Below are 24,215 nucleotides of genomic sequence, written 5' to 3'. Positions count from 1 at the left end.
CTTCACGGCGCCATTGCGCATCTGATTTGTTCACTGCTGAGCGCGCCACCAGGCGTCGGCCAACTCGCCGTGCGCCACCAATACCGACGGTCCGCGCAGGAAGCTGGTGGCATCGGTCACGGTCACGGTGACCTCGCCACCAGGGATCCTCACCGTCAGCGCCCCCGTCCGGGCGCCCAGGTGTCCCAGCGCCGCCACCGCCGCTGCGACGGTTCCCGTTCCGCACGAACGGGTTTCGCCGACGCCGCGCTCGTGCACGCGCATGGTGACGGCCCCGTCGACGGGTGCGGTCAGCACCTCGACGTTGACCCCGTCGGGGAACAGCGCGGTGTCGAACGACACCGGCGCGGCGACGTCGAGCGCGGCCAGGTCGGCGTCGGTCAGCGCCGCGTCGACGCAGGCGAGGTGGGGATTTCCGACGTCGACGGCGACACCGCCGAAGCGTCGGCCGCCGACGACGGCCGATCCCGTACCGAACGGGTTGGCCTTGCCCATGTCGACGGTGACGTCGGCCGACGTCGCGTCGACCGCGTGCAAGACGACCGGCCGCGGTCCGGCCAGCGACCCCACCACGAACTCGTCGCGCCGTTCGAGCCCACTGGCCCTCAGGTAGTGGGCGAAGACCCTGACGCCGTTGCCGCACATCTGCGCGACCGAACCGTCGGCGTTGCGGTAGTCCATGTACCAGTCGTCGGCCGCCACGCCCTCGGGAATCCGGTCGAGCACCCCGGCTGCCAGTGCCGCGTCGGCCGTGGTGACCCGCAGGACGCCGTCGGCGCCGAGACCGCGGCGTCGGTCGCACAGCGCAGCGACCGCCCCGGGGGTCAGCGCCAGGCGGGCCTCGACGTCGGGCAGCACGACGAAGTCGTTCTCCGTGCCGTGTCCCTTGGCGAACATCACCTGATCAGGATACGTCGCGCCACAGGTCGACCACGGCGTCGGCGTTTCCGGGGGCGGGCCCGTCGAGCCAGCGAATGCGGTGGTCGCGACGGAACCACGACCGTTGCCGCCGCACGTAGCGCCGGGTTCCGACGAAGGTCCGCTCCCTGGCCTCGGCCAGCGCGTCGGCCCCTCCCCCTGCGGTCAGCGCTTCGAGCACCTGGGCGTAGCCGATGGCCCGGGACGCCGTGGTGCCGTCGTGCAGACCGCGGGCCTGGAGTGCGCGCACCTCGTCGACGAGGCCGTCGTCGAACATCAAGTCCGTCCGCCGGCGCAGCCGATCATCGAGAACGGTTGTCTCCCAATCCACTCCGACGATGACGGTGTCCCAGCGCGGCGGTCCGATCGTGGGTGCGCTGGCGGCGAACGGGCGGCCCGTCAGCTCCACGACCTCCAGGGCCCGCACGATGCGCCGCCCGTCGGTGGGCAGGATCGCCGTCGCCGCCTCGGGGTCGACGTCCGCCAGCTCGGCGTGCAGCGCCGCCACGCCGACCTCGGCGAGCCGGGCCTCCCACCGGGCGCGCACGTCGGGATCGGTCGCCGGGAAACCCCACCCGTCGAGCAGGGACTGCACGTAGAGCATGGAGCCGCCGACGATGACCGGGACGGCGCCGCGGGCCATGATCGCCTCCACGTCGTCGCCCGCGGCTCCCTGGTAGCGACCCACCGTCGCGGTCTCGGTGACGTCGAGGACGTCGAGCTGGTGGTGGGCGATGCCGCGGCGCTCGTCGAACGGCAGCTTGGCGGTGCCGATGTCCATCCCGCGGTACAGCTGCATGGCGTCGGCGTTGACGATCTCCCCGCCCAGGCGCTCGGCGACGTCGAGCGCCAGCGCGCTCTTGCCGGTGCCGGTGGGGCCGACGATGGCGATCGGGCGCACCCTCAGGGGCTCCACGTGCCGACGAAGTACCCGACGCCGAACGGCGCGCCCCGGTAGGCCTCGCGCGCACGGGTCCCGGACCCCACCAGACCCGCCAGCACCTGGTAGGCAACGCGCCCGACGATGCCATCCGGCAGCCGGGTCAGCGCCTCGGTGTCGCCTGCGGCCAACGCGTCGTCGAGCGCCGCCTGCACGGCGATCGAGTCGGGGTCGTACCCGCCGGGCGCCGAGGGCGTGAGCGTAGTGGCGCCGTCGGCGACGACCAGTACGCCGACGGGCTCGGAGAGTGCGTCGACCTCCGCGCGCAGGGCGCGGCCGCGGGCCAGCGCGGCGTCCCGTCCGTGGTCGGCGGCGTACACCCAGGCCTCGGCGCTGGCGCGGGGCGCCGCGGTGGTCCGCACCCACGCGGCGATCAACGCGCTCAGGGGCAACGCCTTGGGAGCGCCAACGGCGTTCGGCGACAACGCGACTCGCACGTCGACCCCGTATCCGGCGAACGTGCCCACGGTGGCGGGCCCGATCACGTCGTCGGCCGGACCCGTCCCGACGACGAACCAGCGGTCGGGCAGTTCGGCGGCCACGGCCGACACCGCCGACGTCAGATCGGTCAGCTCGGGTGCGGCTCCGCAGGCCAATTCGGGCACCATGACCGGCGCCGACGGGACCAGGGCGATGGCACTCAACACGGCTCACACGCTAGTCAGCGTCACCGGCGACGGGGCGACTGCTCGTGCGAAGCCGTGCGCACTCCCTCGCCCGACCTGTTTGAATAGCGGGGAAGAACGAGGACCACCAGCATCGCTATCGGCGCCGCGTTGCGCGGCAGGAGCGCGGAATCGTCTGCGCGGAGGGCACGAGGTTTCAGGACATGACGACCAGCGAATCCAGCGGAGCACCCAAACCCGCACCACGACCGGGTCCGCCTCGCCCCACCCCGAGACCTGGCGGGGTCACCCCCGCGGCGGTCGTGCCGCCGTCGGCCGACCCGCACCGCTTCGGCCGGGTCGACGACGACGGCACCGTCTGGCTCGTCACGTCCGCCGGGGAACGCGTCGTGGGGTCCTGGCAGGCGGGCGAGCACGACGCCGCCTACGCCCACTTCGGGCGCCGGTTCGACGACCTGGCCACCGAGGTCGCCCTCATGGAGCGCCGGCTCGCCTCGGGCAACGGCGACGCCCGCAAGATCAAGTCCGCGGCGGCAGCCCTCGCCGAGACGCTGCCGACGGCCGCCGTCCTCGGCGACGTCGACACCCTCGCGGCGCGCCTGAGCGCCATCGTCGAGCAGGCCGACTCGCATGCCGCGGCGGAGCGTCAGAAGCGCGACGAGCACCGCGCCACCCAGACCGCCCGCAAGGAAGCGCTGGCCGCCGAGGCCGAGGACATCGCGGCCAACGCCACCCAGTGGAAGGCCGCCGGGGACCGGTTGCGCGAGATCCTCGACGAGTGGCGCACGATCACGGGCCTCGACCGCAAGACCGACGACGCCCTGTGGAAGCGCTACTCCGCCGCCCGCGAGACGTTCAACCGCCGCCGCGGATCGCACTTCGCCGAACTCGACCGCGAGCGGGTGAGCACCCGCCAGGCCAAGGAGGCGCTCTGCGTGCGCGCCGAGCAGCTGTCGGGTTCGACCGACTGGGCCGCCACGTCCGCGACGTTCCGCGACATGCTGACCGAATGGAAGGCGGCCGGCAGGGCCGCCAAGGACGTCGACGACGCGCTGTGGCGCCGGTTCAAGGCGGCCCAGGACACGTTCTTCTCGGCCCGCAACGCCGTCAACGCCGAGCGTGACGCCGAGTTCGAGGCGAACGCGGCCGCCAAGGAGAGACTGCTCGCCGAGGCCGAGGCGATCGACGTGTCCGACGCCGACGCCGCGCGCGCGGCACTGCGAACCATCGGCGCCAAGTGGGACGCCGTCGGCAAGGTTCCGCGGGAGAAGGCGCCGGACTTCGAGCGCCGGATGAAGGCCGTCGAGAAGGCGGTCCGCGACGCGGCGTCCACCCCGGGCACCGACCCCGAGGCGCAGGCCAGGGCCGATCAATTCAGGGTCCGTGCCGAGCAGTACGAGGCACAGGCGGCCAAGGCCGAGGCGGCGGGTCGCACCAAGGACGCCGAGCAGGCCAGGGCCAGCGCCGCGCAGTGGCGGGAGTGGGCCGAGGCCGCCGTGCAGGCGTTGGGCAGGAAGCGCTAGCGGGAGGTCGGGTCCGGCCCGTCCTCGGGGTCGAGCAGACCCTTGGTCTGCTGCATGGCGGCCAGCCGTCGGCGTTCCTCCTCCGCGGCGAGCTGCAGAGCGGTGCGCGACCAGACCACCCTGGCCCAGTGGAACGCCAGCAGGATGACGGCGATCCACGCGGCGATCAGCCCGATGCCCGGGCCGGGGTGCGGCTGCGCGACCGTCTGCCGCGACCAGATGGCCAGCATGCCGATGGGACACGATACCGCCGAGCCCGCCAAGGCGATCCATGCCAGGCCCCAGCGCCGGGTGGTCAGCGCGAGGATCGAGAACCCGACGCTGAACACCAGGATCAACCAGACGAACACCCGCGACGGCAACGCGATCGCCTCGCGGATGGCGGTGTCGTCGCCGATGAGGACGTCGAGGCCGCGCGCCGCGCCCGTATGGGGCAGCACGAACGACAGGAGGACGACGAAGACGAGGATGGCGACGACCAGTGCCCGCGCGCCCGGGTCGATCTCGCGGGCCACGCGCCGCTCGGCGTCCTCGATGTCGCCCTTGAACGCGTCGAAGTCCGGTTCGCGGCGGCTCATCGGCTGCACCCGCTCGTGACCGGGCGCAGCGGCGCCATCCCGATGCCGGGCAGGCCCAGCCCGACCGCCGCGGGGCCGCCGGTGGTGACCGTGCGGCCCGCCGCGTGCGTGTCGCCGGCCCGGGTGCGGCGGTGCTCGAGCAGGACGGCGTCGGCCATCAGGTGGTGCGGGGCGGCGCTGGTCACCGTCGTGGTGACGACGTCGCCGGGCCGCACGTCACGGTCGCCAGGGGCGAAGTGCACCAGCCGTCCGTCGCGCGCCCGCCCGGACATCCTGGCGGTGCTGGCATCCTTGCGGCCCTCCCCGGTGGCGACGAGCACCTCGACGACCGTGCCGATCGTGGCGAGGTTCTCCTCGTAGGAGATTCGTTCCTGCAGCTCGATGAGCCGCATGTAGCGCTCTTGCACGACGTCCTTCGCGAGCTGGTCGGGGAGCTCGGCAGCGGGTGTGCCGGGTCGCTTGGAGTACTGGAAGGTGAACGCGCTGGCGAACCGGGCCCGTTCGACGACGTCGAGGGTGGCGGCGAAGTCCTCCTCGGTCTCACCGGGGAAGCCCACGATGAGGTCGGTCGTGATCGCCGCATGCGGGATGGCCGCGCGCACGCGGTCGATGATGTCGAGGTAGCGCTCGGCCCGGTAGGAGCGGCGCATCGCCTTCAGGATGCGGTCGGACCCCGACTGCAGCGGCATGTGCAGGGTGGGGCACACGTTCGGCGTCTCGGCCATCGCCTCGATGACGTCGTCGGTGAACTCGGCGGGATGCGGTGAGGTGAACCGCACCCGCTCCAGGCCGTCGATGCGCCCGCACGCGCGCAGCAGTGCGGCGAAGGCACCCCGGTCGCGGGGCTCGCTCGGGTCGGCGAACGACACCCCGTAGGCGTTCACGTTCTGGCCCAGCAGCGTGACCTCGAGGACGCCCTGGTCGACCAGCGACTGAACCTCGGCGAGCACGTCGCCGGGCCTGCGGTCGGTCTCCTTGCCACGCAGCGCGGGCACGATGCAGAACGTGCAGGTGTTGTTGCACCCCACCGAGATGGAAACCCATGCGGCATAAGCAGATTCGCGCGATGCGGGCAGGGTCGACGGGAACTCCTGCAGCGACTCGACGATTTCGACCTGGGCCACCCTGTTGTGCCGGGCCCGCTCCAGCAGCGTCGGCAGCGATCCGATGTTGTGGGTGCCGAACACGACGTCGACCCACGGCGCCCGCTTCAGCACGGCGTCGCGGTCCTTCTGCGCCAGACACCCGCCGACCGCGATCTGCATGTCCGGGTTGGCCTCCTTGCGGGGCACCAGGTGACTGATGTTGCCGTAGAGCTTGTTGTCGGCGTTCTCGCGCACCGCGCAGGTGTTGAACACCACGACGTCCGCGTCGGCGCCATCGGCGGCACGGCGGTAGCCGGCCTGCTCGAGCAACCCGGCCAGACGTTCGGAGTCGTGCACGTTCATCTGACAGCCGTAGGTGCGGACCTGGAAGGTGCGCGACGGGTGGGCCACTCCCACCTCGCGTGTTGCCATCGACGTCACGTCCCAATGGTACGGGCGCGTGTGCAATGGCCAAACACCCTGGTGGGGACAGAGGTGCAGCAAGCTGGACGTTACCTGGGTAGGGTCTGTGCACATGCAGGACGACCCGTCGCAGGCGCGTTCGGCCGAACCCGTGCCGATGATCTCGATGAGGGCCGTCGACAAGCACTTCGGCAGCCTGCACGTGCTGAAGGACATCAACCTCGACGTGGAGCGCGGCCAGGTCGTCGTGGTCCTCGGCCCGTCCGGTTCGGGCAAGTCGACGCTGTGCCGGACCATCAACCGGCTCGAGCCCATCGACTCCGGCACGATCGCGATCGACGGCGAGGAACTGCCCACCGAGGGACGCAAGCTCGCCCAGCTGCGCTCGGACGTCGGCATGGTGTTCCAGTCCTTCAACCTCTTCGCGCACAAGACGATCGTGGAGAACGTCACGCTGGCGCCCATGAAGGTGCGCAAGCAGTCCAAGGAGGAGGCGCACGCCGCCGCGATGACCCTGCTCGAGCGCGTCGGCATCGCCAGCCAGGCCGACAAGTACCCCGCCCAGCTGTCCGGCGGTCAGCAGCAGCGCGTGGCCATCGCCCGCTCGTTGGCGATGAACCCCAAGGTCATGCTGTTCGACGAACCCACCAGCGCACTGGATCCCGAGATGATCAACGAGGTGCTGGCCGTGATGACCTCGCTGGCGGAGGACGGCATGACGATGCTCGTGGTCACCCACGAGATGGGCTTCGCCCGGCGCGCCTCCCACCGCGTCGTCTTCATGGCCGACGGCGCGATCGTCGAGGACGCCCCACCGGAGCAGTTCTTCGCCAACCCCAGATCCGACCGCGCCAGGGACTTCCTCGGCAAGATCCTCGACCACTGAACGCTCGGCGAAAGGAACTGTTCATGACGTCTCTGCGATACCGGGTGGCCGCGGTGCTGGCGCTCGCCCTCGCGTTGCCACTGTCGCTCACCGCCTGCGGCGGCGGCTCCGGCGGTGACGACGGCAAGATCGTCATCGGCACGAAGTTCGATCAGCCCGGCCTCGGGCTGAAGAATCCCGACGGCACCATGAGCGGCTTCGACGTCGACGTCTCCACCTACGTCGCCAAGGAGCTCGGGTACTCCCCCGACAAGATCGAGTGGAAGGAGTCGCCGTCGGCCCAGCGCGAGACGCTGATCCAGAACGGTCAGGTGACGTTCATCACCGCCACCTACTCCATCACCGACGCCCGCAAGGAGAAGGTGTCCTTCGTCGGGCCCTATCTCGTCACCGGGCAGAGCCTGCTCGTCAAGGCCGACGACACCGACATCACCGGCGCGGACTCGCTGCAGAACAACAAGAAGCTGTGCTCGGTGTCGGGTTCGACGCCTGCACAACGCATCAAGGACACCTACCCCGGCGTGCAACTGCAGCAGTACGACACCTACTCGGCGTGCATCGAGGCGTTGAAGAACGGCGCCATCGACGCCGTCACCACCGACGAGGTGATCCTGGCGGGGTACGCCGCGCAGAGCCCGGGGACGTTCAAGCTCGTCGGACAGCCGTTCTCCCAGGAGAACTACGGCATCGGCCTGAAGAAGGACGACACCGACCTCCAGAAGAAGATCAGCGCCGCGCTCACCAAGATGGAGTCCGACGGATCATGGCAGGCCGCGTTCGACAAGAACCTCGGCCCGGCGGGCATCCCGACGCCGGCGCCGCCGGCCCTCGCCACCTAGCGACGCGCGCACGCGGCGACTGACGTGGAGATCTTCACGGAATACCAGGGGCGCATCGTCGAGGCCTTCTGGACGACCATCCAGCTGACGGTCTTCTCGGCCATCGGGGCGCTGCTCCTCGGCACGGCGCTGGCCGCGATGCGCCTGGCGCCGGTGCCGATGCTCACCTGGCTGGGCAGCGCCTACGTCAACGTCGTGCGCAACACCCCGCTCACCCTGATCATCCTGTTCTGCTCGTTCGGTCTGGCCCAGACGCTGGGGATCACGCTCGTCGACCCGCAGTCGCGGACGTCGATCGAGGACGGCAACTTCCGCTTGGCCGTCCTGGGACTGACGGTGTACACCGCCGCGTTCGTGTGCGAGACGGTCCGGGCGGGCGTCAACACCGTGCCCCTCGGACAGGCCGAGGCCGCCCGATCACTGGGACTGACGTTCGCGCAGAACCTGCGAATCGTGTTGCTGCCGCAGGCTTTTCGTGCGGTAGTAATACCGCTGGGTTCGGTGCTGATCGCCTTGACGAAGAACACGACGATCGCCTCGGCCATCGGGGTTGCTGAGGCGGCGCTGTTGATGAAGGAGATGATCGAGAACACGGCCGCGTTGGCCACCGTCGGAGCGATCTTCGCGCTGGGCTTCGTCATTCTGACGTTGCCCCTGGGGTTGGTCTTCGGGTGGTTGGGACGACGTCTCTCGGTGGGTCGGTCATGAGCGCTCATGCCTCGGTCCTCTTCGACTCTCCCGGCCCGCGCGCTCGGGCGCGCAACCGCGTCATCACCGCGATCACGGTGGTCGTGGTGGTCGCGGTGGCGTGGGTGGTGTACTCCCGGCTGCAGACCAAGGGGCAGTTGACGGCCGCCAAGTGGGAACCGTTCCTGACCGCCAACCTCTGGAAGACCTACGTGTTGCCGGGTGTGCAGGGCACGTTGACGGCGGCGGCGGTGTCGATCGTGTTGGCGCTGGCTCTCGGGTTCCTGCTCGGCGTCGGTCGGTTGTCCGAGCGGGCCGCCGTGCGGTGGCCGTGCGCGGTGGTGGTCGAGTTCTTCCGCGCCGTACCGGTGCTCGTCATGATGATCTTCGCGTACTTCTTCTATGCGACGTTCGACCTGTTCCCCTCCAAACACCTTGCGCTGGCCGGTGTCATCACGGGCCTGACGCTCTACAACGGCGCCGTGATCGCCGAGATCGTCCGCGCCGGGGTGCACGCCCTGCCCCGCGGACAGGCCGAGGCGGCCGAGGCGCTGGGGCTGCGGTGGGGCCAGTCCATGCGGGCGATCCTGCTGCCCCAAGCCGTCACGTCGATGCTGCCCGTGCTGGTATCGCAGATGGTCGTGGTGCTCAAGGACACGGCGATCGGATACCAGATCACCTTCGTGGAGATGGTGCGCCAGGGCACGCAGGTCGGGTCGGCGTACGGCAACTACGTCCCCGCACTCATCGTGATTGCCGTGCTGATGATCTGCGTGAACTTCGCGCTCGGCAGCTTCGCCACCTGGCTGGAGGGTCGGTTGCGACGTTCTCGGCGTGGGCCCGATCCCCTGCACCCCGCACCCGTGACGCAGGGTGCGTTCGGCGCAGGGGCCGGCGGCACGATCTAGGAACTAGACCCGTCGACGTTCGCGCTCCCCGGCCATGGCCACCTTGACGACGTCGAACGCCATCGACTGCGAGTAGCCGCGCCGGGCCAGCATGCCCACCAGACGCCGCGTGACCTTCACGTCGTCGGTGGGATCGTCGAGACGCTCCCGGCGCAGCTTGTCGGCGACGAGTTGCTCGGCGCGGACCCGCTCGGCGTCGGCGTCGACATCGGCCAAGGCCTCGGCGATCACCTCGTCGTCGACACCCTTGGTGCGCAGCTCAGCTGCCAACGCGCGCTTGCCCTTTCCCGCGGTGACGTGTCGGGAGCGCACCCACTGTTCGGCGAAGTCCTGATCGTCGACCAGACCGACGTCGGTGAGCCGGTCCAGCACGCGCGCGCTGACGTCGTCGGGGTAACCCCGCTTGGTCAGCTGAGCGGCGAGCTGAGCCCTGGTGCGAGCGCGCGCGGTGAGCAGGCGCAGACACAGATCCCGGGCGCGTTCTTCACGAACGCGGGGATCCTGCGCCTGCTCGTCGCGCGACTCAGAAGTCGACGGGGGCTGGCAGGGCTTTGTCATTGGAGTCATCGGTCAACACCGCACCGATTCCGAGCTTTTCCTTGATCTTCTTCTCGATCTCGGCGGCCACTTCGGGGTTCTCGAGCAGGAAGTTGCGCGCGTTCTCCTTGCCCTGGCCCAGTTGTTCGCCCTCGTAGGTGAACCACGAGCCGGACTTGCGGACGAAGCCGTGCTCGACACCCATGTCGATGAGCGAGCCCTCCTTCGAGATGCCCTTGCCGTAGAGGATGTCGAACTCGGCCTGCTTGAACGGCGGGGCCATCTTGTTCTTGACGATCTTGCACCGGGTCCGGTTGCCGACGGCGTCGGTACCGTCCTTCAGCGTCTCGATGCGTCGCACGTCGAGGCGAACCGATGCGTAGAACTTCAATGCCTTACCGCCCGTGGTGGTTTCGGGCGAGCCGAACATGACGCCGATCTTCTCGCGCAGCTGGTTGATGAAGATCGCGGTGGTGTTCGAGTTGCTCAGAGCGCCGGTGATCTTGCGCAGCGCCTGGCTCATCAGACGAGCCTGCAGACCGACGTGGCTGTCACCCATCTCGCCCTCGATCTCGGCGCGGGGCACCAGCGCGGCCACCGAGTCGATGACCAGGATGTCCAGCGCGCCGGACCGAATCAGCATGTCGGCGATCTCGAGTGCCTGCTCACCGGTGTCCGGCTGGGACACCAGCAGTGAATCGGTGTCCACCCCGAGCTTCTTGGCGTAGTCGGGGTCGAGCGCGTGCTCGGCGTCGATGAAGGCCGCGATGCCGCCCGCGGCCTGCGCATTGGCCACCGCGTGCAGCGCGACGGTGGTCTTGCCCGAGGACTCCGGTCCGTAGATCTCGATGACCCGGCCCCGCGGCAGTCCGCCGATGCCGAGCGCCACGTCCAGGGCGATGGACCCGGTGGGAATCACCGAGATCGGCTGGCGCACGTCTTCGCCGAGCCGCATCACCGAACCCTTGCCGTGACTCTTCTCGATCTGAGCGAGGGCTAGCTCGAGGGCCTTCTCGCGATCTGGGGCTTGCGCCATGGTGGTCTCCGTCCTCGTGGGGTGTCCGTTGATCGAGGTGTTCGATCAGTTGCCGGTGACGGTAGAGGTCGGTACCGACAAGTCGGCCTGACCGGTGGTTTCCCGTCGAACACCACCCACAGTAGACGAACACGTGTTCGATACAAGCGGACACGCCGGGGGATTCTCAGCAGGGGACTCTCACCACTGATCGCGCGGCACGTCGAAGTCGGCGCACAGGGCGCGCCACACCTCGCGTGGGTCGACCCCCGCCTCGATGGCCTGGGCCCCGGTGCGACCGCCGAGGCTGGTGAGCACGTGATCGACGAGCAGGGACGCTCCCCGCATCTCACCGAACTGTCCCGCGACGAGTTCGTGGAATTCCGTCAGCCGCACGCCACCAACCTACCGAGGCGACGCCACGGCGTCGTGGCACACCCGTACCGGATCAACGACGGACTCGATGCCGTCGCGGGCGCGCCGCGCTGCGTCGCGGTACTCGGGCGAGGCCAGCACGTCGGCCACCGCGGTCGTCAGCGCGTCGGGCGTGAGCGGTCTGATCAGGCGCGCACTGCCTTGTCGCACAACGCGATTGGCGATCTCCCACTGGTCTCCCCCGCCCGGCACGATCACCATCGGCACGCCGGCGAGCAACGTCTTGGCCACCATCCCGTGGCCCCCACCGCAGATCACCAGGTCGGCGTGGGCGAGCAGGTGGTCCTGGCGCCCCAGGCCGACGACGGCCCACGGCGGCACCGGCGCGGACGACCCGTCCAACCGCGAGACCACCACCCGCGCGCCCGCGGGCAGCGTGCGACCCGGGACGAGCGACTCGAGCGCCACCTCGGCGAGGCCGGTGGCGCCGGTGACCGCCGTCGACGGCGCGACGACCACGACCGGCCCGGCGCCCTCGGGGACGTCGAGCACGGTCGCCGTCGGCTCGAAGTGCAGCGGGCCGACGATCACCGCGCCCGCCGGCCAGTCGGGGCGCGCGACCTCCAGCGCGGGCAGCGTGGCGATCAGGCGACGCCGCGGACCGGGGCCCGAGCGCGGCAGACCGATCCCGACGCGGGCCTGCGCCCGCTGCCGCAACCCCTTCCGCACCGAGCGCGCCGTCAGCGCCCGCAACAGGGTGTCGCGCGCCCGCCCGCGCACCCCGACGCCGGGCGCCAGCCCCGATCCGACCGGCGGCAGACCGCTGGACGGGTCGTAGAGCGGGTGCGGGTCCAGCTCGACCCAGGGCAGCCCCAACAGTTCGGCGGCCAGCCCGCCCGCGGCGGTGATCACGTCGGACACCACCAGGTCGGGCGCCAGCTCCCCCAGCTGAGCGACGTTGGACGCGGCCATGCGGGCGGCCCGCCGGTGCATCTTGGCCCCGGCGTCCGCGTCGTCGTCGCCGTCGACGGGATCCAGACCGGCGAGCTCGCTCGCGTCGATCCCGGCCGCCCTGGCCGTCGCCAACCATTGCGCACCGGTCAGCAGCGTCGGCGCATCCCCCGCGGCCAGGAACTTCAGGCACAGCGCGATCGCGGGGAACGCGTGTCCGGGATCGGGGCCAGCCACCACCGCCACGCGCATCGCCCCACCCTGCCACAGCGATCCCGGGGTGGGACCGGGCGCCGGATCGCGCAACGGACGTCGAGCAACCGGCCTCGGACAACTACTGTGGGGCCATGACTGACAACGCCTCCGTCGTCCCCGCGCTCGACAACAAGGCCATCGTCGAGCGATTCCTGTTCGCCGTGCAGAACGAGGACTTCGCTGCCGCGGACGCCCTGCTCGCCGACGACGCCAGGTGGCAGAACGTCGGGCTGCCCACCATCACCGGGCGCCAGCGCATCATGAAGCTGCTGCGCAGCGGCGAGGGCAAAGCCGGGTTCGAGGTCAAGTTCCACCGCATCGCCTCCGAGGGCACCGCGGTGCTGACCGAGCGGACCGACGTGCTGGTCTTCAAGGCCCTGCGCCTGCAGTTCTGGGTGTGCGGCGTGTTCGAGGTGCACGACGGGCGAATCACGCTGTGGCGCGACTACTTCGACTTCCTCGACATGCTCAAGGCCACGGTCCGCGGATTGGCGGGAGTCGCGGTCCCGTCCTTGCGCCCGACGCTGTGACCGACGGCTCGACCCGCACCAGGCCCAACCTGCTGCAGTACGTCGGCTACTGCTACGGCAAACGGTTGCCGTCGTCGATGCGCCAGTGGGTCGCCGACGATCTGGCCGGACCGGGCGCCACCGTCCGCATGATGGTGCGCGTCTTCATCCCCGCGGTGCTGATCATGTTGCCGTTCTGGATCATTCCGATGTCGCTGTACCTGCACCTGTCGACGACGCTCCCGATCCTCATCCCGTTCGTGTTCTTCTCCCACGCGCTGAACAAGGTGTGGCGGCGGCACATGCTGCGCAAACACGGTCTGGACCCGAGCCTCGTCGATTACGAGGCGCGGCGGCGCAACGCCCACGTCCACGACGCCTACATCGAGAAGTACGGGCCGCGCTCGGGGCCGCCGAGCAGCCACGACGTCTGACGGTCAGGCGCCGCGCACGTGGCCGAGCTCGTCGAACGCCTGCGCCCAGCCCACCAGGCGGTCCGTCGCGGTGCCCAGCTCGTGCCGGTAGCGCTGCGTGGACATGGGTGAACTCGACATCGAGCCGGAGTTGGCGGCTGACACCAATTGTGCTGCGGCCTGGACCATCTCGTCGTACTGGCGCACTCCGGCGTCGAGCTGGCCGACGAATGCCGTGATCGTCGGCGCGAGGTGCACCCGCGACTGCGGGGCCGCGGTGGCGGCCCGCTCGAGGGAGACGACCTCGTGGGCGGTCGCCTTCAGGGTCGCAGCGGTGCGCTGCGCCGCGTCGACGACGTCACGCAGCTCCTCGGCAGGCAGCATCCGACCGCGCTCCATGACGCCGAGCAGCGAGAACAGCCCACGTTCGGCGGACGCCAGCGCCGCCATCGGTGGGCGCGCCGCCGAGCCCCAGGGCGGCAGGCGCCGCGATCCGCGTTCGGCGGGTAGCGGCTCTCGCTTGAGCCAGCGGTAGCGAAGGACGGCCAGCGTCGCCAGGAACGCCGCGCCGACGGCGATCGATGCGGGTATCGGCAGCACCCACGCGGGGATGACGGCCCAGGAGGCCAGGACCGCGGTGATCGCGATCCACAACCCGGTGGAGAACGTGAAGAACAGCGCCGCCCGCAACGCCCACCGACGTTTGCGCAGGAGCTTCGCCCGCGGATCCGCCGCGGCGCCCAGACGCTGGGCTAGCACGTCGGAGAACTCGGCCGCGGTGTCGACGCCACGCTGCACCAGCGTGCGCCACGCCTCCTGGCGTCCCGTCGCTGCCATGGCCCTCCCTGACGTCGAAAGCTATTGTGCGAGTGGGTTTTCCGGGCTCGCCGCCGGAGGGTTGACCGCCGGGGTGGCCGGTGTGGCAGCCGACCCGCCCGACGGCAGGGCCTCACCGTTCATCGACGCCCGGATCTGCTCCAGGCGCGAGTGCCCGGCCATCTGCACGCTGGCCTGCTGGATCTCCATCATGCGTCCCTGGACCGAGTTCTGGGCGAGCTCGGCGGAGCCCATCGCGTTGGCGTAGCGACGCTCGATCTTGTCCCTGACCTCGTCGAGGCTGGGCGTGTTGCCCGGGGCGGCAATCTGGCTCATCGACTGCAGCGACGCGCTGACCTGCTCCTGCATCTTGGCCTGTTCGAGCTGGCTGAGCAGCTTGCTGCGTTCGGCGATCTTCTGCTGCAGCACCATCGAGTTCTGCTCGACGGCCTTCTTCGCCTGCCCGGCCGCCTGCAGCGCCTGGTCGTGCAGGGTCTTGAGATCCTCGACGCTCTGCTCGGCCGTGACGAGCTGGGCCGCGAACGCCTCGGCGGCGTTGGTGTACTCGGTGGCCTTGGCCGCGTCCCCCGACGCGGTGGCCTGGTCGGCCAGCGTGAGCGCTTGGCGCACGTTGACCTGCAGCTTCTCGATGTCCGCCAGCTGCCGGTTCAGCCGCATCTCCAGCTGACGCTGATTGCCGATCACCGACGCGGCCTGCTGGGTCAGCCCCTGGTGCTGACGCTGGGCCTCTTCGATCGCCTGCTGAATCTGGACCTTGGGGTCGGCGTACTGATCGACCTTCGAGCTGAACAGCGCCATGAGGTATTTCCACCCCTTGGTGAACGGATTGGCCATCGGTTCTTTCCGCCTTCGTGTTGGGTAACAGGGCTGTCAGCCAGGTGTGCGTCGCCTTCCGCCAACCTATCGGTTGCGTGCGGAATGCCACACCCCCGCGCACCGACGAATCGTCAGGCCACGGCCATGGAGACGGTGTGCGGGATGACGACCCGGGTGGAGAGATCGATGTTCGACGTGCTGGCGGGCCCGACCGGCCGCGGCGCGGCCTGCTCGAGGCGCTCCATGCTTTCGCCGGCGTCGGAGAGGACCCGCGACAGCGGCACCTCCAGGGCGCCGCAGATGGCGCTCAGCAGCTCGCTGGAGGCTTCCTTGCGGCCGCGCTCCACCTCCGAGAGGTAGCCGAGGCTCACCCGCGCGCCGTCGGACACCTCTCGCAGCGTGCGGCCCTGCGATTGCCGCGCCTGACGCAGCACGTCGCCAATCACTTCGCGAAGCAGTGTCGTCATCGCGGTCTCCTCACAACGAAAGACGTGGTCATCGATCTCATGGAATTCACTATGAAGCAGAACGCCCATACCCGCCGGATTGGTTCCCACACGCCACGAGGCGTTACGGACGGGTGCCGCGGACCGCCGCGACGACGTAGTCGACGCCCGTCACCACGGTCAGGACGATCGCCGCCCACATGAACGCCCACGCCCCGGTCATCCACTGCCCCTGCAGAGGCAGGACGAACAGACCGATCGCCACCGCCTGCACCAGCGTCTTGAGTTTGCCCCCGCGGCTGGCCGGGATGACCCCGCCGCGGATGACCGCAAAGCGCAGAACCGTCACGCCGATCTCGCGGACCAGGATCACCGCGGTCACCCACCAGGGCAGGTCGCCGAGCAGCGACAGGCCGATCAGCGCGGCGCCGATGAGCGCCTTGTCCGCGATGGGGTCGGCGAGCTTGCCGAATTCGGTGACCATGTCGTAGCTGCGCGCCACCGCGCCGTCGAACCGGTCGGTGATGACCGCGGTCGCGAAGACGATGAAAGCGACTATCCGCCAGGAGGATTGGTGTCCATCGCCGACGAACAGCGCCGCCAGGAACACGGGCACGAGGACGATGCGGATGCCGGTCAGCACGTTGGCGACGTTCGCGATACCCGCGCGTGGCACCAGCGGATCGACGTCAGACGGGGTCGGCACGGCATCAGAATATCGGTTGAGCTAACCGATACCCTCACTGCTGTGACTGGAGCCCCCCACACCGATGATCTGGTGGTCCGTCGCGCACGCACCTCGGACGTGCCCGGAATCAAGGCGTTGGTCGACGTCTATGCGGGCAAGATCCTGCTGGAGAAGAACCTCGTCACGCTGTACGAGGCGGTGCAGGAGTTCTGGGTTGCCGAGGTCGACGGCGAGCTGGTCGGGTGCGGAGCCCTGCACGTGCTGTGGTCGGACCTCGGCGAAGTCCGCACGGTGGCGGCCCACCCGCGGATGCGTGGCCGCGGCGTCGGGCACGCCGTCGTGACGAAGTTGCTGGACGTGGCTCGCGAGCTGCACCTCAAGCGCATCTTCGTCCTGACCTTCGAGACCGAGTTCTTCGGCCGTCATGGATTTCAGGAGATCGAGGGCACCCCGGTCACGGCCGAGGTGTACGACGAGATGTGCCGGTCCTACGACATCGGCGTAGCCGAATTCCTCGACCTGTCCTACGTCAAGCCCAACATCCTGGGCAACACCCGGATGCTGCTGACGCTGTAGGAGGGCCCGGGCGTCGAGATAGCGGTGTCAGTCGTCCGTCGCGCACATTCCGACTGTCAGCGCTATCTCGACGACTCATTCGTCGTCGGCGTCGGCTCCGTTGGCGTCGGCGCCACCGCGGATGAGTGCCAGCGTCCCGGCCAGCTCGTCGGGTTTGACCAGAACCTCGCGGGCCTTGGAGCCCTCCGACGGCCCGACGATGCTGCGGGTCTCCATGAGGTCCATCAGACGGCCGGCCTTGGCGAAGCCGACCCGCAGCTTGCGCTGCAGCATCGACGTCGAGCCGAACTGCGAGGACACCACGAGTTCGACGGCCTGCAGGAACACGTCCATGTCGTCGCCGATGTCGGGGTCGACGTCGGAACGGTCACCCGACGGCTTGGCCACCGTGACGCCCTCGAAGTACTCGGGCTCGGCCTGTTCCTTGGTCGCCTCGACGACGGCCTGGATCTCCTCGTCGGAGATGTAGGCGCCCTGCAGGCGGATCGGCTTGTTCGCGCCCATCGGCAGGAACAAGCCGTCGCCCATGCCGATCAGCTTCTCCGCACCCGGCTGATCGAGGATGACGCGGCTGTCGGTCAGCGACGAGGTGGCGAACGCCAGCCGCGACGGCACGTTGGTCTTGATGAGCCCGGTGACGACGTCGACCGACGGCCGCTGCGTCGCCAGCACCAGGTGGATGCCCGCCGCCCGCGCCTTCTGGGTGATGCGCACGATCGCGTCCTCGACGTCGCGAGGCGCCGTCATCATGAGGTCGGCGAGCTCGTCGACGATGGCCAGGATGTAGGGGTACGGCCGGTAGACCCGCTCGCTGCCGAGCGGCGCGGTGATCTCCCCCGAGCGCACCTTCTCGTTGAACACGTCGATGTGGCGGACGCGGTTGGCCTGCATGTCCTGGTAGCGCTGCTCCATCTCCTCGACGAGCCACGCCAGCGCGGCGGCCGCCTTCTTGGGCTGCGTGACGATGGGCGTGATGAGGTGCGGAATGCCTTCGTACGGCGTGAGTTCCACCATCTTGGGGTCGATCAGGATCATCCTGACCTCGTCGGGGGTGGCCCGCGCGAGGATCGACACCAGCATCGAGTTGACGAAGCTGGACTTGCCCGAGCCGGTGGAGCCGGCGACGAGCAGGTGCGGCATCTTGGCCAGGTTGGCCGAGATCATCTCGCCCTCGATGTCCTTGCCGAGGCCGATCACCAGCGGGTGGTGGTCGCGCCGGGTCGACGGGTCGGTCAAGACGTCGGCCAGCCGCACCATCTCGCGATCGGTGTTCGGCACCTCGATGCCGACGGCCGACTTGCCGGGGATCGGCGCCAGCATGCGGACACTCTCCGTGGCGACGGCGTAGGCGATGTTCTTCTGCAGCGCGGTGATCTTCTCGACCTTCACGCCGGGGCCGAGTTCCACCTCGTAGCGCGTGACGGTCGGCCCGCGGGTGCAGCCGGTGACGGCCGCATCGACCTTGAACTGCTGCAGCACCGACTGGATGACCTCGACCATCTTGTCGTTGGCGGCACTGCGCAGCTTCGGCGGATCACCCGCGACGAGCAGGTCGAGCGACGGCAGGACGTAGGGCCCCTCCACGACGCGATCCAGGGACAGCGTGTCCTGTTCGGCCGCAACGGGTTTGGCCGCCTCGGCCTTCTTGCGCCGGGTGCGGGCCCGCGGTTCCGGGGCGGTGGGCGTCTCGTCGGCGAGCGGCTCGTCGAGGGGGTAGTTCTCCATCGGGGTGCCGAAGCGGCTCGCCGACTCCGGTGCCGCAGTCGGGGGGACCGCGCCGGGCCACTGCGCCTCGTCGGCGCGCATCGCCGCCGGATCGTCGTAGTACCCGTCGGAGAAGTCGTCGTCGGCGGCGGGCCGCCGCTCGGCGCGGCCCTCGTCGTCGTAGTCCTGCTCGTCGTACTCGTCGTCGTACACGTCGCCGCGGTAGGCGCCCAGGAACATCGCCTGCACGGCGGCGGGGACCTCTCGGATGGTCGTGCCGGTCACCAGCAGCAGCCCGAAGAGGATCGCGATGATGAGCAGCGGCGTGGCGATCCACGGCGTGAGCCCGTCGGACAGCGGACCGCCGATGACGAAGCCCACGAAGCCCGCGACGCGTTGCCGGTCGGCGGGGTCCTGCGGCGCGCCCGACCACAGGTGCCACAGCCCCAGCACCGGCAGCGCGATCATCGCGGTGCCGAGGACCAGGCGCGGCCGGGCCTCCGGGTGGGGTTCGGTGCGCATCAGCGTCACGGCGAGGGCGACGAGGAGGATCGGCAGCAGCACCACGGCCGAGCCGACGACGGCGCGCACGCCTGCGTCGATCCAGCCTCCGACGGGCCGTGCCGCGTCGAACCACGAGCTGGCGGCGAGGACCACCGAGAGGGCGAGCAGGCCGAGCGCGACGCCGTCGCGGCGATGCCCCGGCTCGATTTCGCGCGCCCGCCCGACCGACCGCGCGGTGGATCCGGCACCCCTGGCCACCATCAGCCAGCCGGCGCGGGCGCCCTTGCCGATCGTGGAGCCGGCGGCGGCGACCGGCGACGACGTTCGTCGTGGCGCGGGTTTGCGCCGGGGCGCGGCGGGGCGCGTTGCGCGCGCTCGGGGCTTTGAGCTGGTCGAACGGGCCCCGGAGCGGGCAGCGGTCTTACTGGCCATGGGCTCAAGACTAGTCGCATCAGCCTCACATTCACCATTAGCCACACTGGTCACAATTGGGTATCGAGGGGCCGTGAGCGTCCGATCGCTCTGGGTAATGTGAGCCACGCCGCACCCACTCGTCGAGGAGTTCTCCGCATGCCCGTGACCGTCGTCGCCACCATGACCGCCAAGCCCGAGTCCGTGGAGGCGGTGCGGACCGCCTGTACGACGGCCATCGAAGCGATCCATCAGGAGCCCGGGTGCGAGCTGTACTCCCTGCACGAGGCGGACGGCACGTTCCTGTTCGTCGAGCAGTGGGCTGACGAGAAGGCGCTCCAGACCCACGGCACGTCCCCCGCGGTCGGCACGCTGTTCGGCACGATCGGCGAGCACCTCGACGGGGCGCCCGACATCAAGGTGTTCCAGCCGGTCGTGGCGGGTGACCCCGCCAAGGGCGCGCTGCGGCCCTAGGTCATGGGCGCACTGAGCGGCAAGGTCGCCTTCATCACCGGCGCCGCCCGCGGTCAGGGCCGCGCGCACGCCGTGCGACTGGCCACCGACGGAGCCGACATCATCGCGGTCGATCTGTGCGACCAGATCGCCTCGGTGCCCTACCCGATGGCCTCCGCCGACGACCTGGCCGCCACCGTGAAGCTCGTCGAGGACACGGGTGCGCGCATCGTGGCGACCCAGGCCGACGTGCGCGACCGCGACGCCCTGAAGACGGCGCTGCGGGCGGGTGTCGACGAGTTGGGCGGCCGACTCGACGTCGTGATCGCCAACGCGGGCATCGCGCCGATGGCCGACGAGAACGCGTGGCACGACGTCATCGACGTCAACCTCACCGGGGTGCACCACACCGTCGACGTCGCCATGCGGCCGATGATCAAGGCCGACAACGGCGGAGCCATCGTGCTGGTGAGCTCCGTGATGGGGCTGGTCGGCCTGGCGTCGCCGTTCGCGGGATCCATCGGATACGCCGCGGCCAAGCACGGGGTGGTCGGCTTGATGCGCTCCTACGCGAACCTGCTGGCGCCGAACCACATTCGGGTCAACTCCATTCATCCCGCCGGCGTGCGCACACCCATGATCGACAACGAGTTCACCCGTAAGTGGTTGGCCGACATGACCGGTGACACCGAGAGCGGTCTCGACATGGCCAGCGCGGCGAACATGGAGACCGTGGAGCCGGAGGTCATCGCCGACACGGTGGCGTGGTTGGTCGCCGACACCGGCAAGCACATCACCGGGGTGGCGCTACCGGTCGACGACGGCTACGTCAACAAGCGCTGAGTCAGTCGATCTCGAGCACGGTCGGCACGATCATCGGCTGACGGCGGTACTTCTCGCCCACCCACTTGCCGACGGTGCGCCGCGCGGCCTGCGCGATCCGGGTGGGGTCGGTGACGTGCTCGGACGCCAGCGCCTGCAGCGCCTCGGCGACTAGTCGGGTCACGGGCTCCAGCGCCTTGGGATCCTCGGAGAATCCGCGCGACTGCAGATGCGGCGGCGCGGCCAGCGTGCCGGTGCCGCGCTTGACCGCGACGGTGACGGCAATGAAACCCGATGCCAGAGTGAGCCGTTCGCCCAGGGTGGCATCGCCGACGTCACCGGTGACCAGACCGTCGACGAACATCTTGCCGACCGGCACGGCACCGGCGATCGACGCCCGGCCCGCGTGCAGGTCGACGCTGACGCCGTTCTCGGCCAGCACCACGTTCTCGGCGGGCACGCCGGACTTCTCGGCGAGTGCCGCGTTGGCCCGCAGGTGCCGCCAGGTGCCGTGCACCGGCATGACGTTGCGCGGCCGCACCCCGTTGTAGAGGAACAGCAGCTCCCCCGCATAGGCGTGACCCGAAACGTGAATGCGCACCTGGGCATTGGTGACCACGCGCACGCCAATCTTGGCCAGCGAGTCCAGGACGCCGAAGATCGCCTCCTCGTTGCCGGGAATCTGCGAGGAGGACATGACGATCAGATCGCCGCGGGTGAGGTTGATGCTGCGGTGCTCACCGCGCGACATCCGCGACAACGCCGCCATGGTCTCGCCCTGGGTGCCGGTGGTGACCAGCGTGACGCGGTCGGCGGGCAGTAGTTCGGCCGCGGCGATGTCGATCACGTCGTCGTCGTCGACGGTGAGGAAGCCGAGGTCCTTGGCGATCCCCATGTTGCGCACCATCGATCGCCCGACGAAGGACACCTTGCGGCCCAGCGCGACCGACGCGTCGACGATCTGTTGCACGCGTGCGACGTTGGACGCGAAGCACGCGACGATGACGCGGCCTTCGGCACCACGGATGAGGCGGTGCAGATTCGGGCCGATCTCGCTCTCGGAGGGCCCGACGCCGGGGATCTCCGCATTCGTCGAGTCGCACAGGAACAGGTCGACGCCCGCATCCCCGAGCCGCGACATGCCGGGCAGGTCGGTGGGTCTGCCGTCGAGCGGCAGCTGATCGAGTTTGATGTCACCGGTGTGCAGCAGCGTGCCCGCACCGGTGTAGACGGCAATGGCCAGCGCGTCGGGAATCGAGTGGTTGACCGCGAAGTACTCGCACTCGAACACGCCGTGCCTGCTGCTCTGCTTCTCGGCGACCTCGACGAACACCGGCTTGATGCGGTGCTCGCGGCACTTGGCGGCCACCAGGGCGAGGGTGAACTTGGACCCGACGACGGGGATGTCGGACCGCAGCTTGAGCAGATGCGGGATGGCACCGATGTGGTCTTCGTGGGCGTGGGTCAGCACCAGCGCCTCGATGTCGTCGAGACGACCCTCGATGTGGCGCAGGTCCGGGAGGATCAGGTCGACGCCGGGTTCGTCGTGCCCGGGGAACAGCACCCCGCAGTCGATGATCAGCAGCCGGCCGAGATGCTCGAGAACCGTCATGTTGCGGCCGATTTCGCTGATGCCGCCGAGCGCGGTGACGCGCAGCGCGCCGGGAGCCAGCGGTCCCGGCGGCACGAGGCCGCTGCCCGTCGCCTCGGCCGCCGCGGTCATCGGAGCACGCCGGCGGCCCGCATGTCAGCTGCCAGAGCCTCGACCTCGTCGGTCGACGCCGGGATCTGCGGGAGCCTCGGTTCTCCGGTGTCCATGCCCAACAACCGAAGTCCCGCCTTGGCCATGGTGACCCCGCCCAACCGTGTCTGTGCGCCGTTGAGCGGGCCGAGCGCGACGTGCCCCTTGCGCGCGGTGGCCAGGTCACCAGACATGAAGGCGGACCACAGGTCTCGCAACTGGCTGGCCGCGAAGTGGCCCCACACGCTGATGAATCCGGTGGCCCCCATCGCCAGCCAGGGCACGTTCAGCGCGTCGTCGCCGGAGTAGTAGGCCAGCCCGGTCTCGGCCATGATCATGGCGCCACCGTGCAGATCGCCCTTGGCGTCCTTGATCGCGACGATGTTCGGGTGCGGCGCGATCGCGCGGATCGTGTCCCACCCGATCGGCACGACCGATCGGGGTGGGATGTCGTAGAGCACGTTCGGCAGCGCGGTGGCGTCGGCGACCGCGGTGAAGTGGGCGACGAGGCCCGCCTGCGGGGGTCGCGAGTAGTACGGCGTCACCACGAGCAGTCCGTGGGCGCCCTCGGCCTCGCACGCCTTGGCGAGGTGCACGCTGTGGGCGGTGTCGTAGGTGCCGGCTCCGGCGATCACGCGGGCGCGGTCGCCGACCGCCTCGAGGACGGCCCCCAGCAGGGCGAGCTTCTCAGCGTCGGTGGTCGTCGGCGATTCGCCGGTGGTTCCGGAGACCACGAGACCGTCGCAGCCGGAGTCCACCAGATGGTTCGCCAGCTTCTTGGCCGCGACCAGGTCCACGGAGCCGTCCGGGCCGAACGGCGTCACCATGGCAGTCAGCACGGTGCCCACACGTGCACTGACGTCGAATCCGCTGGTGCTCACGCGGACGAGATTACCCGCTCGACCCTGGCATTCCCGAACAGCTGGGGTCACTCGGCGAGCAGGCCGGCGCGATGCATCGCCGCGGAGATCAGCTCGAAGTCGATGCCCAGGTGGGCGCGCGCCAGGGCTTCGGCGTCGTCGGCGCGGCGGTCGGCGATGGCGTCGACGAGGGCCTCGTGTTCGCGCAGCGACCTCAGCTCCATCTCGCGCCGGCGGGTGGGCTCGCCCCAGAGGTGCGTGGGTGCGCCGATGCTCAGCGACGCTTCGAGGTCGATCAGGACCTGTGTGAGCACGGCATTGTGGGCGGCGTCCATGATCGCCAGGTGCAGTCGGGCGTCGGCCTGCTGGGCGTGCAGACCGGTGTCCGCGGTGCGGTAGGCCTCCACGGCGGCCCTCATCCCGACGACGTCGTCGGCGGTCCTCGCCTCGGCCGCCGCCCGGCACACGGCGCCGTGCATCCTGGCGATCGCGTCGCAGCGGTCGCGCAACTCGACGCCGCGCATCGACAGGCTGCGGCGGACCGCGTCGGTGGAGGATTCAGGCCACTGGTCGACGACGTAGGACCCGCCGCCGCGCCCCCGGCGGGTCTCGAGCAGGCCGCGGTCGACCAGGCGGGCCAGCGCCGCGCGGACGGTCATCCGCCCCACGCCGAGGGCCGCGGCGAGTTCGCGTTCGACGGGCAGCCGGCTGCCGGGCAGATACTCACCGATCGCAATGGCCGTCACCAACCGGTCGGTGATCTCGTCGACCCGCGTCGGCATCGCCAATTGCCGGGCGAGCAGGCCCGATGGCGGTGCGGTGACCGGGTCGGCCATGGCTGCGCGTCCCCCCTCGTGAATACGGGAATGTTAAATCGGGTCAATGGTCT

Annotated in this window: 27 protein-coding genes; 10 read left to right on the top strand and 17 right to left on the bottom strand. The window is 69.9% G+C overall.

Annotated features, from left to right (window positions below; genetic code table 11):
- Positions 1–30: 30 nt before the first annotated feature.
- Genes dapF through G6N60_RS11520 form a run of 3 tightly spaced genes read right to left on the bottom strand, consistent with a single transcriptional unit; the run spans position 31 to position 2,505 of the window.
- The gene (dapF, locus tag G6N60_RS11530; RefSeq protein ID WP_163736820.1) at positions 31–900 is read right to left on the bottom strand and encodes a diaminopimelate epimerase; all 870 of its coding nucleotides are present in this window, start codon (positions 898–900) and stop codon (positions 31–33) included.
- Positions 901–904: 4 nt separating this feature from the next.
- Positions 905–1,819 carry a tRNA (adenosine(37)-N6)-dimethylallyltransferase MiaA gene (gene miaA / locus G6N60_RS11525; protein WP_163736817.1) on the bottom strand — a complete coding sequence of 305 codons (915 nt, stop codon included), beginning with the start codon at positions 1,817–1,819 and terminating at the stop codon, positions 905–907.
- 2 nt (positions 1,820–1,821) lie between these two features.
- Positions 1,822–2,505 carry a class III extradiol ring-cleavage dioxygenase family protein gene (locus G6N60_RS11520; protein WP_163736814.1) on the bottom strand — a complete coding sequence of 228 codons (684 nt, stop codon included), beginning with the start codon at positions 2,503–2,505 and terminating at the stop codon, positions 1,822–1,824.
- A gap of 182 nt (positions 2,506–2,687) precedes the next feature.
- Here G6N60_RS11520 and G6N60_RS11515 point away from each other — a divergent pair, with 182 nt between their 5' ends.
- Positions 2,688–4,007, top strand: coding sequence for a DUF349 domain-containing protein (locus G6N60_RS11515; protein WP_163736811.1), 1,320 nt, complete (start codon positions 2,688–2,690; stop codon positions 4,005–4,007).
- Here the strand turns inward: G6N60_RS11515 and G6N60_RS11510 are convergent.
- A complete protein-coding gene (locus G6N60_RS11510) occupies positions 4,004–4,585 on the bottom strand; it encodes an Rv2732c family membrane protein (RefSeq protein WP_179969679.1) in 582 nt (193 codons plus the stop codon). The two genes, G6N60_RS11515 and G6N60_RS11510, sit on opposite strands and share 4 nt — an antisense overlap.
- Positions 4,582–6,102, bottom strand: coding sequence for a tRNA (N6-isopentenyl adenosine(37)-C2)-methylthiotransferase MiaB (gene miaB / locus G6N60_RS11505; protein ID WP_179969782.1), 1,521 nt, complete (start codon positions 6,100–6,102; stop codon positions 4,582–4,584). Before miaB ends, G6N60_RS11510 begins: the two co-directional genes overlap by 4 nt.
- Positions 6,103–6,250: 148 nt before the next feature.
- Here miaB and G6N60_RS11500 point away from each other — a divergent pair, with 148 nt between their 5' ends.
- Genes G6N60_RS11500 through G6N60_RS11485 form a run of 4 tightly spaced genes read left to right on the top strand, consistent with a single transcriptional unit; the run spans position 6,251 to position 9,413 of the window.
- Positions 6,251–6,979 carry an amino acid ABC transporter ATP-binding protein gene (locus G6N60_RS11500; RefSeq protein WP_163743816.1) on the top strand — a complete coding sequence of 243 codons (729 nt, stop codon included), beginning with the start codon at positions 6,251–6,253 and terminating at the stop codon, positions 6,977–6,979.
- Between the two features lie 23 nt (positions 6,980–7,002).
- Positions 7,003–7,818 carry a glutamate ABC transporter substrate-binding protein gene (locus G6N60_RS11495; RefSeq protein ID WP_163736801.1) on the top strand — a complete coding sequence of 272 codons (816 nt, stop codon included), beginning with the start codon at positions 7,003–7,005 and terminating at the stop codon, positions 7,816–7,818.
- Between the two features lie 24 nt (positions 7,819–7,842).
- A complete protein-coding gene (locus G6N60_RS11490; protein WP_163736798.1) occupies positions 7,843–8,526 on the top strand; it encodes an amino acid ABC transporter permease in 684 nt (227 codons plus the stop codon).
- Complete coding sequence (locus tag G6N60_RS11485) at positions 8,523–9,413, top strand: amino acid ABC transporter permease (protein ID WP_163736795.1); 891 nt, start codon at positions 8,523–8,525, stop codon at positions 9,411–9,413. Before G6N60_RS11490 ends, G6N60_RS11485 begins: the two co-directional genes overlap by 4 nt.
- 3 nt (positions 9,414–9,416) lie before the next feature.
- Here the strand turns inward: G6N60_RS11485 and recX are convergent, their stop codons facing one another.
- The 4 genes from recX to G6N60_RS11465 all read right to left on the bottom strand — a co-directional run bounded on the left by recX (position 9,417) and on the right by G6N60_RS11465 (position 12,543).
- A complete protein-coding gene (gene recX / locus G6N60_RS11480) occupies positions 9,417–9,971 on the bottom strand; it encodes a recombination regulator RecX (protein WP_163743814.1) in 555 nt (184 codons plus the stop codon).
- Positions 9,937–10,986 carry a recombinase RecA gene (gene recA, locus G6N60_RS11475; RefSeq protein ID WP_163736793.1) on the bottom strand — a complete coding sequence of 350 codons (1,050 nt, stop codon included), beginning with the start codon at positions 10,984–10,986 and terminating at the stop codon, positions 9,937–9,939. Before recA ends, recX begins: the two co-directional genes overlap by 35 nt.
- A gap of 180 nt (positions 10,987–11,166) precedes the next feature.
- Positions 11,167–11,361, bottom strand: coding sequence for a DUF3046 domain-containing protein (locus G6N60_RS11470; RefSeq protein WP_163736791.1), 195 nt, complete (start codon positions 11,359–11,361; stop codon positions 11,167–11,169).
- 9 nt (positions 11,362–11,370) lie between these two features.
- Positions 11,371–12,543: a glycosyltransferase gene (locus G6N60_RS11465; RefSeq protein ID WP_163736788.1), complete on the bottom strand. Its 1,173-nt coding sequence runs from the start codon at positions 12,541–12,543 to the stop codon at positions 11,371–11,373.
- Positions 12,544–12,638: 95 nt separating this feature from the next.
- Between G6N60_RS11465 and G6N60_RS11460 the strand changes: the two genes are divergently transcribed.
- Together G6N60_RS11460 and G6N60_RS11455 are read left to right on the top strand one after the other, a co-directional pair.
- On the top strand, positions 12,639–13,076 hold the full coding sequence (locus G6N60_RS11460; RefSeq protein ID WP_163736784.1) for a limonene-1,2-epoxide hydrolase family protein: 438 nt from the start codon (positions 12,639–12,641) through the stop codon (positions 13,074–13,076).
- Positions 13,073–13,489: a DUF5313 domain-containing protein gene (locus G6N60_RS11455; RefSeq protein ID WP_163736781.1), complete on the top strand. Its 417-nt coding sequence runs from the start codon at positions 13,073–13,075 to the stop codon at positions 13,487–13,489. The genes G6N60_RS11460 and G6N60_RS11455 overlap by 4 nt, the downstream gene beginning before the upstream one ends.
- Before the next feature lie 3 nt (positions 13,490–13,492).
- On the opposite strand, the gene pspM is transcribed toward G6N60_RS11455, so the two are convergent.
- The 4 genes from pspM to pgsA all read right to left on the bottom strand — a co-directional run bounded on the left by pspM (position 13,493) and on the right by pgsA (position 16,273).
- Positions 13,493–14,305 carry a phage shock envelope stress response protein PspM gene (pspM, locus tag G6N60_RS11450; protein WP_163736778.1) on the bottom strand — a complete coding sequence of 271 codons (813 nt, stop codon included), beginning with the start codon at positions 14,303–14,305 and terminating at the stop codon, positions 13,493–13,495.
- A 21-nt stretch (positions 14,306–14,326) separates the two neighbouring features.
- Entirely contained in the window at positions 14,327–15,139 is an 813-nt protein-coding gene (gene pspA, locus G6N60_RS11445; RefSeq protein WP_163736775.1) for a phage shock protein PspA, read from the bottom strand.
- A gap of 113 nt (positions 15,140–15,252) precedes the next feature.
- On the bottom strand, positions 15,253–15,588 hold the full coding sequence (clgR, locus tag G6N60_RS11440; protein ID WP_163736772.1) for a transcriptional regulator ClgR: 336 nt from the start codon (positions 15,586–15,588) through the stop codon (positions 15,253–15,255).
- Between the two features lie 103 nt (positions 15,589–15,691).
- The gene (pgsA, locus tag G6N60_RS11435) at positions 15,692–16,273 is read right to left on the bottom strand and encodes a CDP-diacylglycerol--glycerol-3-phosphate 3-phosphatidyltransferase (RefSeq protein WP_163736769.1); all 582 of its coding nucleotides are present in this window, start codon (positions 16,271–16,273) and stop codon (positions 15,692–15,694) included.
- 42 nt (positions 16,274–16,315) lie between these two features.
- On the opposite strand from pgsA, the gene G6N60_RS11430 reads away from it, so the two are divergent.
- Entirely contained in the window at positions 16,316–16,831 is a 516-nt protein-coding gene (locus tag G6N60_RS11430) for an amino-acid N-acetyltransferase (RefSeq protein WP_163736766.1), read from the top strand.
- Between the two features lie 75 nt (positions 16,832–16,906).
- Here the strand turns inward: G6N60_RS11430 and G6N60_RS11425 are convergent, their stop codons facing one another.
- Positions 16,907–19,471 (bottom strand): FtsK/SpoIIIE family DNA translocase, encoded by a 2,565-nt coding sequence (locus G6N60_RS11425; RefSeq protein ID WP_179969678.1) that lies wholly within the window; start codon positions 19,469–19,471, stop codon positions 16,907–16,909.
- 138 nt (positions 19,472–19,609) lie between these two features.
- Between G6N60_RS11425 and G6N60_RS11420 the strand changes: the two genes are divergently transcribed.
- Both G6N60_RS11420 and G6N60_RS11415 read left to right on the top strand, forming a co-directional pair.
- Entirely contained in the window at positions 19,610–19,924 is a 315-nt protein-coding gene (locus G6N60_RS11420) for a putative quinol monooxygenase (protein WP_163736760.1), read from the top strand.
- Positions 19,925–19,927: 3 nt separating this feature from the next.
- Positions 19,928–20,746 (top strand): mycofactocin-coupled SDR family oxidoreductase, encoded by an 819-nt coding sequence (locus G6N60_RS11415; RefSeq protein ID WP_163736757.1) that lies wholly within the window; start codon positions 19,928–19,930, stop codon positions 20,744–20,746.
- Between the two features lies 1 nt (position 20,747).
- On the opposite strand, the gene G6N60_RS11410 is transcribed toward G6N60_RS11415, so the two are convergent.
- From G6N60_RS11410 to G6N60_RS11400, 3 genes are read right to left on the bottom strand one after another with little or no spacing between them, the layout of a single operon-like run.
- Positions 20,748–22,448 (bottom strand): ribonuclease J, encoded by a 1,701-nt coding sequence (locus G6N60_RS11410; protein WP_163736754.1) that lies wholly within the window; start codon positions 22,446–22,448, stop codon positions 20,748–20,750.
- Positions 22,445–23,347: a 4-hydroxy-tetrahydrodipicolinate synthase gene (gene dapA, locus G6N60_RS11405; protein WP_163736751.1), complete on the bottom strand. Its 903-nt coding sequence runs from the start codon at positions 23,345–23,347 to the stop codon at positions 22,445–22,447. The genes G6N60_RS11410 and dapA overlap by 4 nt, the downstream gene beginning before the upstream one ends.
- Before the next feature lie 47 nt (positions 23,348–23,394).
- A complete protein-coding gene (locus G6N60_RS11400; RefSeq protein ID WP_163736748.1) occupies positions 23,395–24,162 on the bottom strand; it encodes a FadR/GntR family transcriptional regulator in 768 nt (255 codons plus the stop codon).
- Positions 24,163–24,215 lie beyond the last annotated feature (53 nt).

This window comes from Mycolicibacterium madagascariense (genome assembly GCF_010729665.1).
Classification (GTDB): domain Bacteria; phylum Actinomycetota; class Actinomycetes; order Mycobacteriales; family Mycobacteriaceae; genus Mycobacterium; species Mycobacterium madagascariense.
This window is presented reverse-complemented; position numbering and strand designations above follow the sequence as displayed.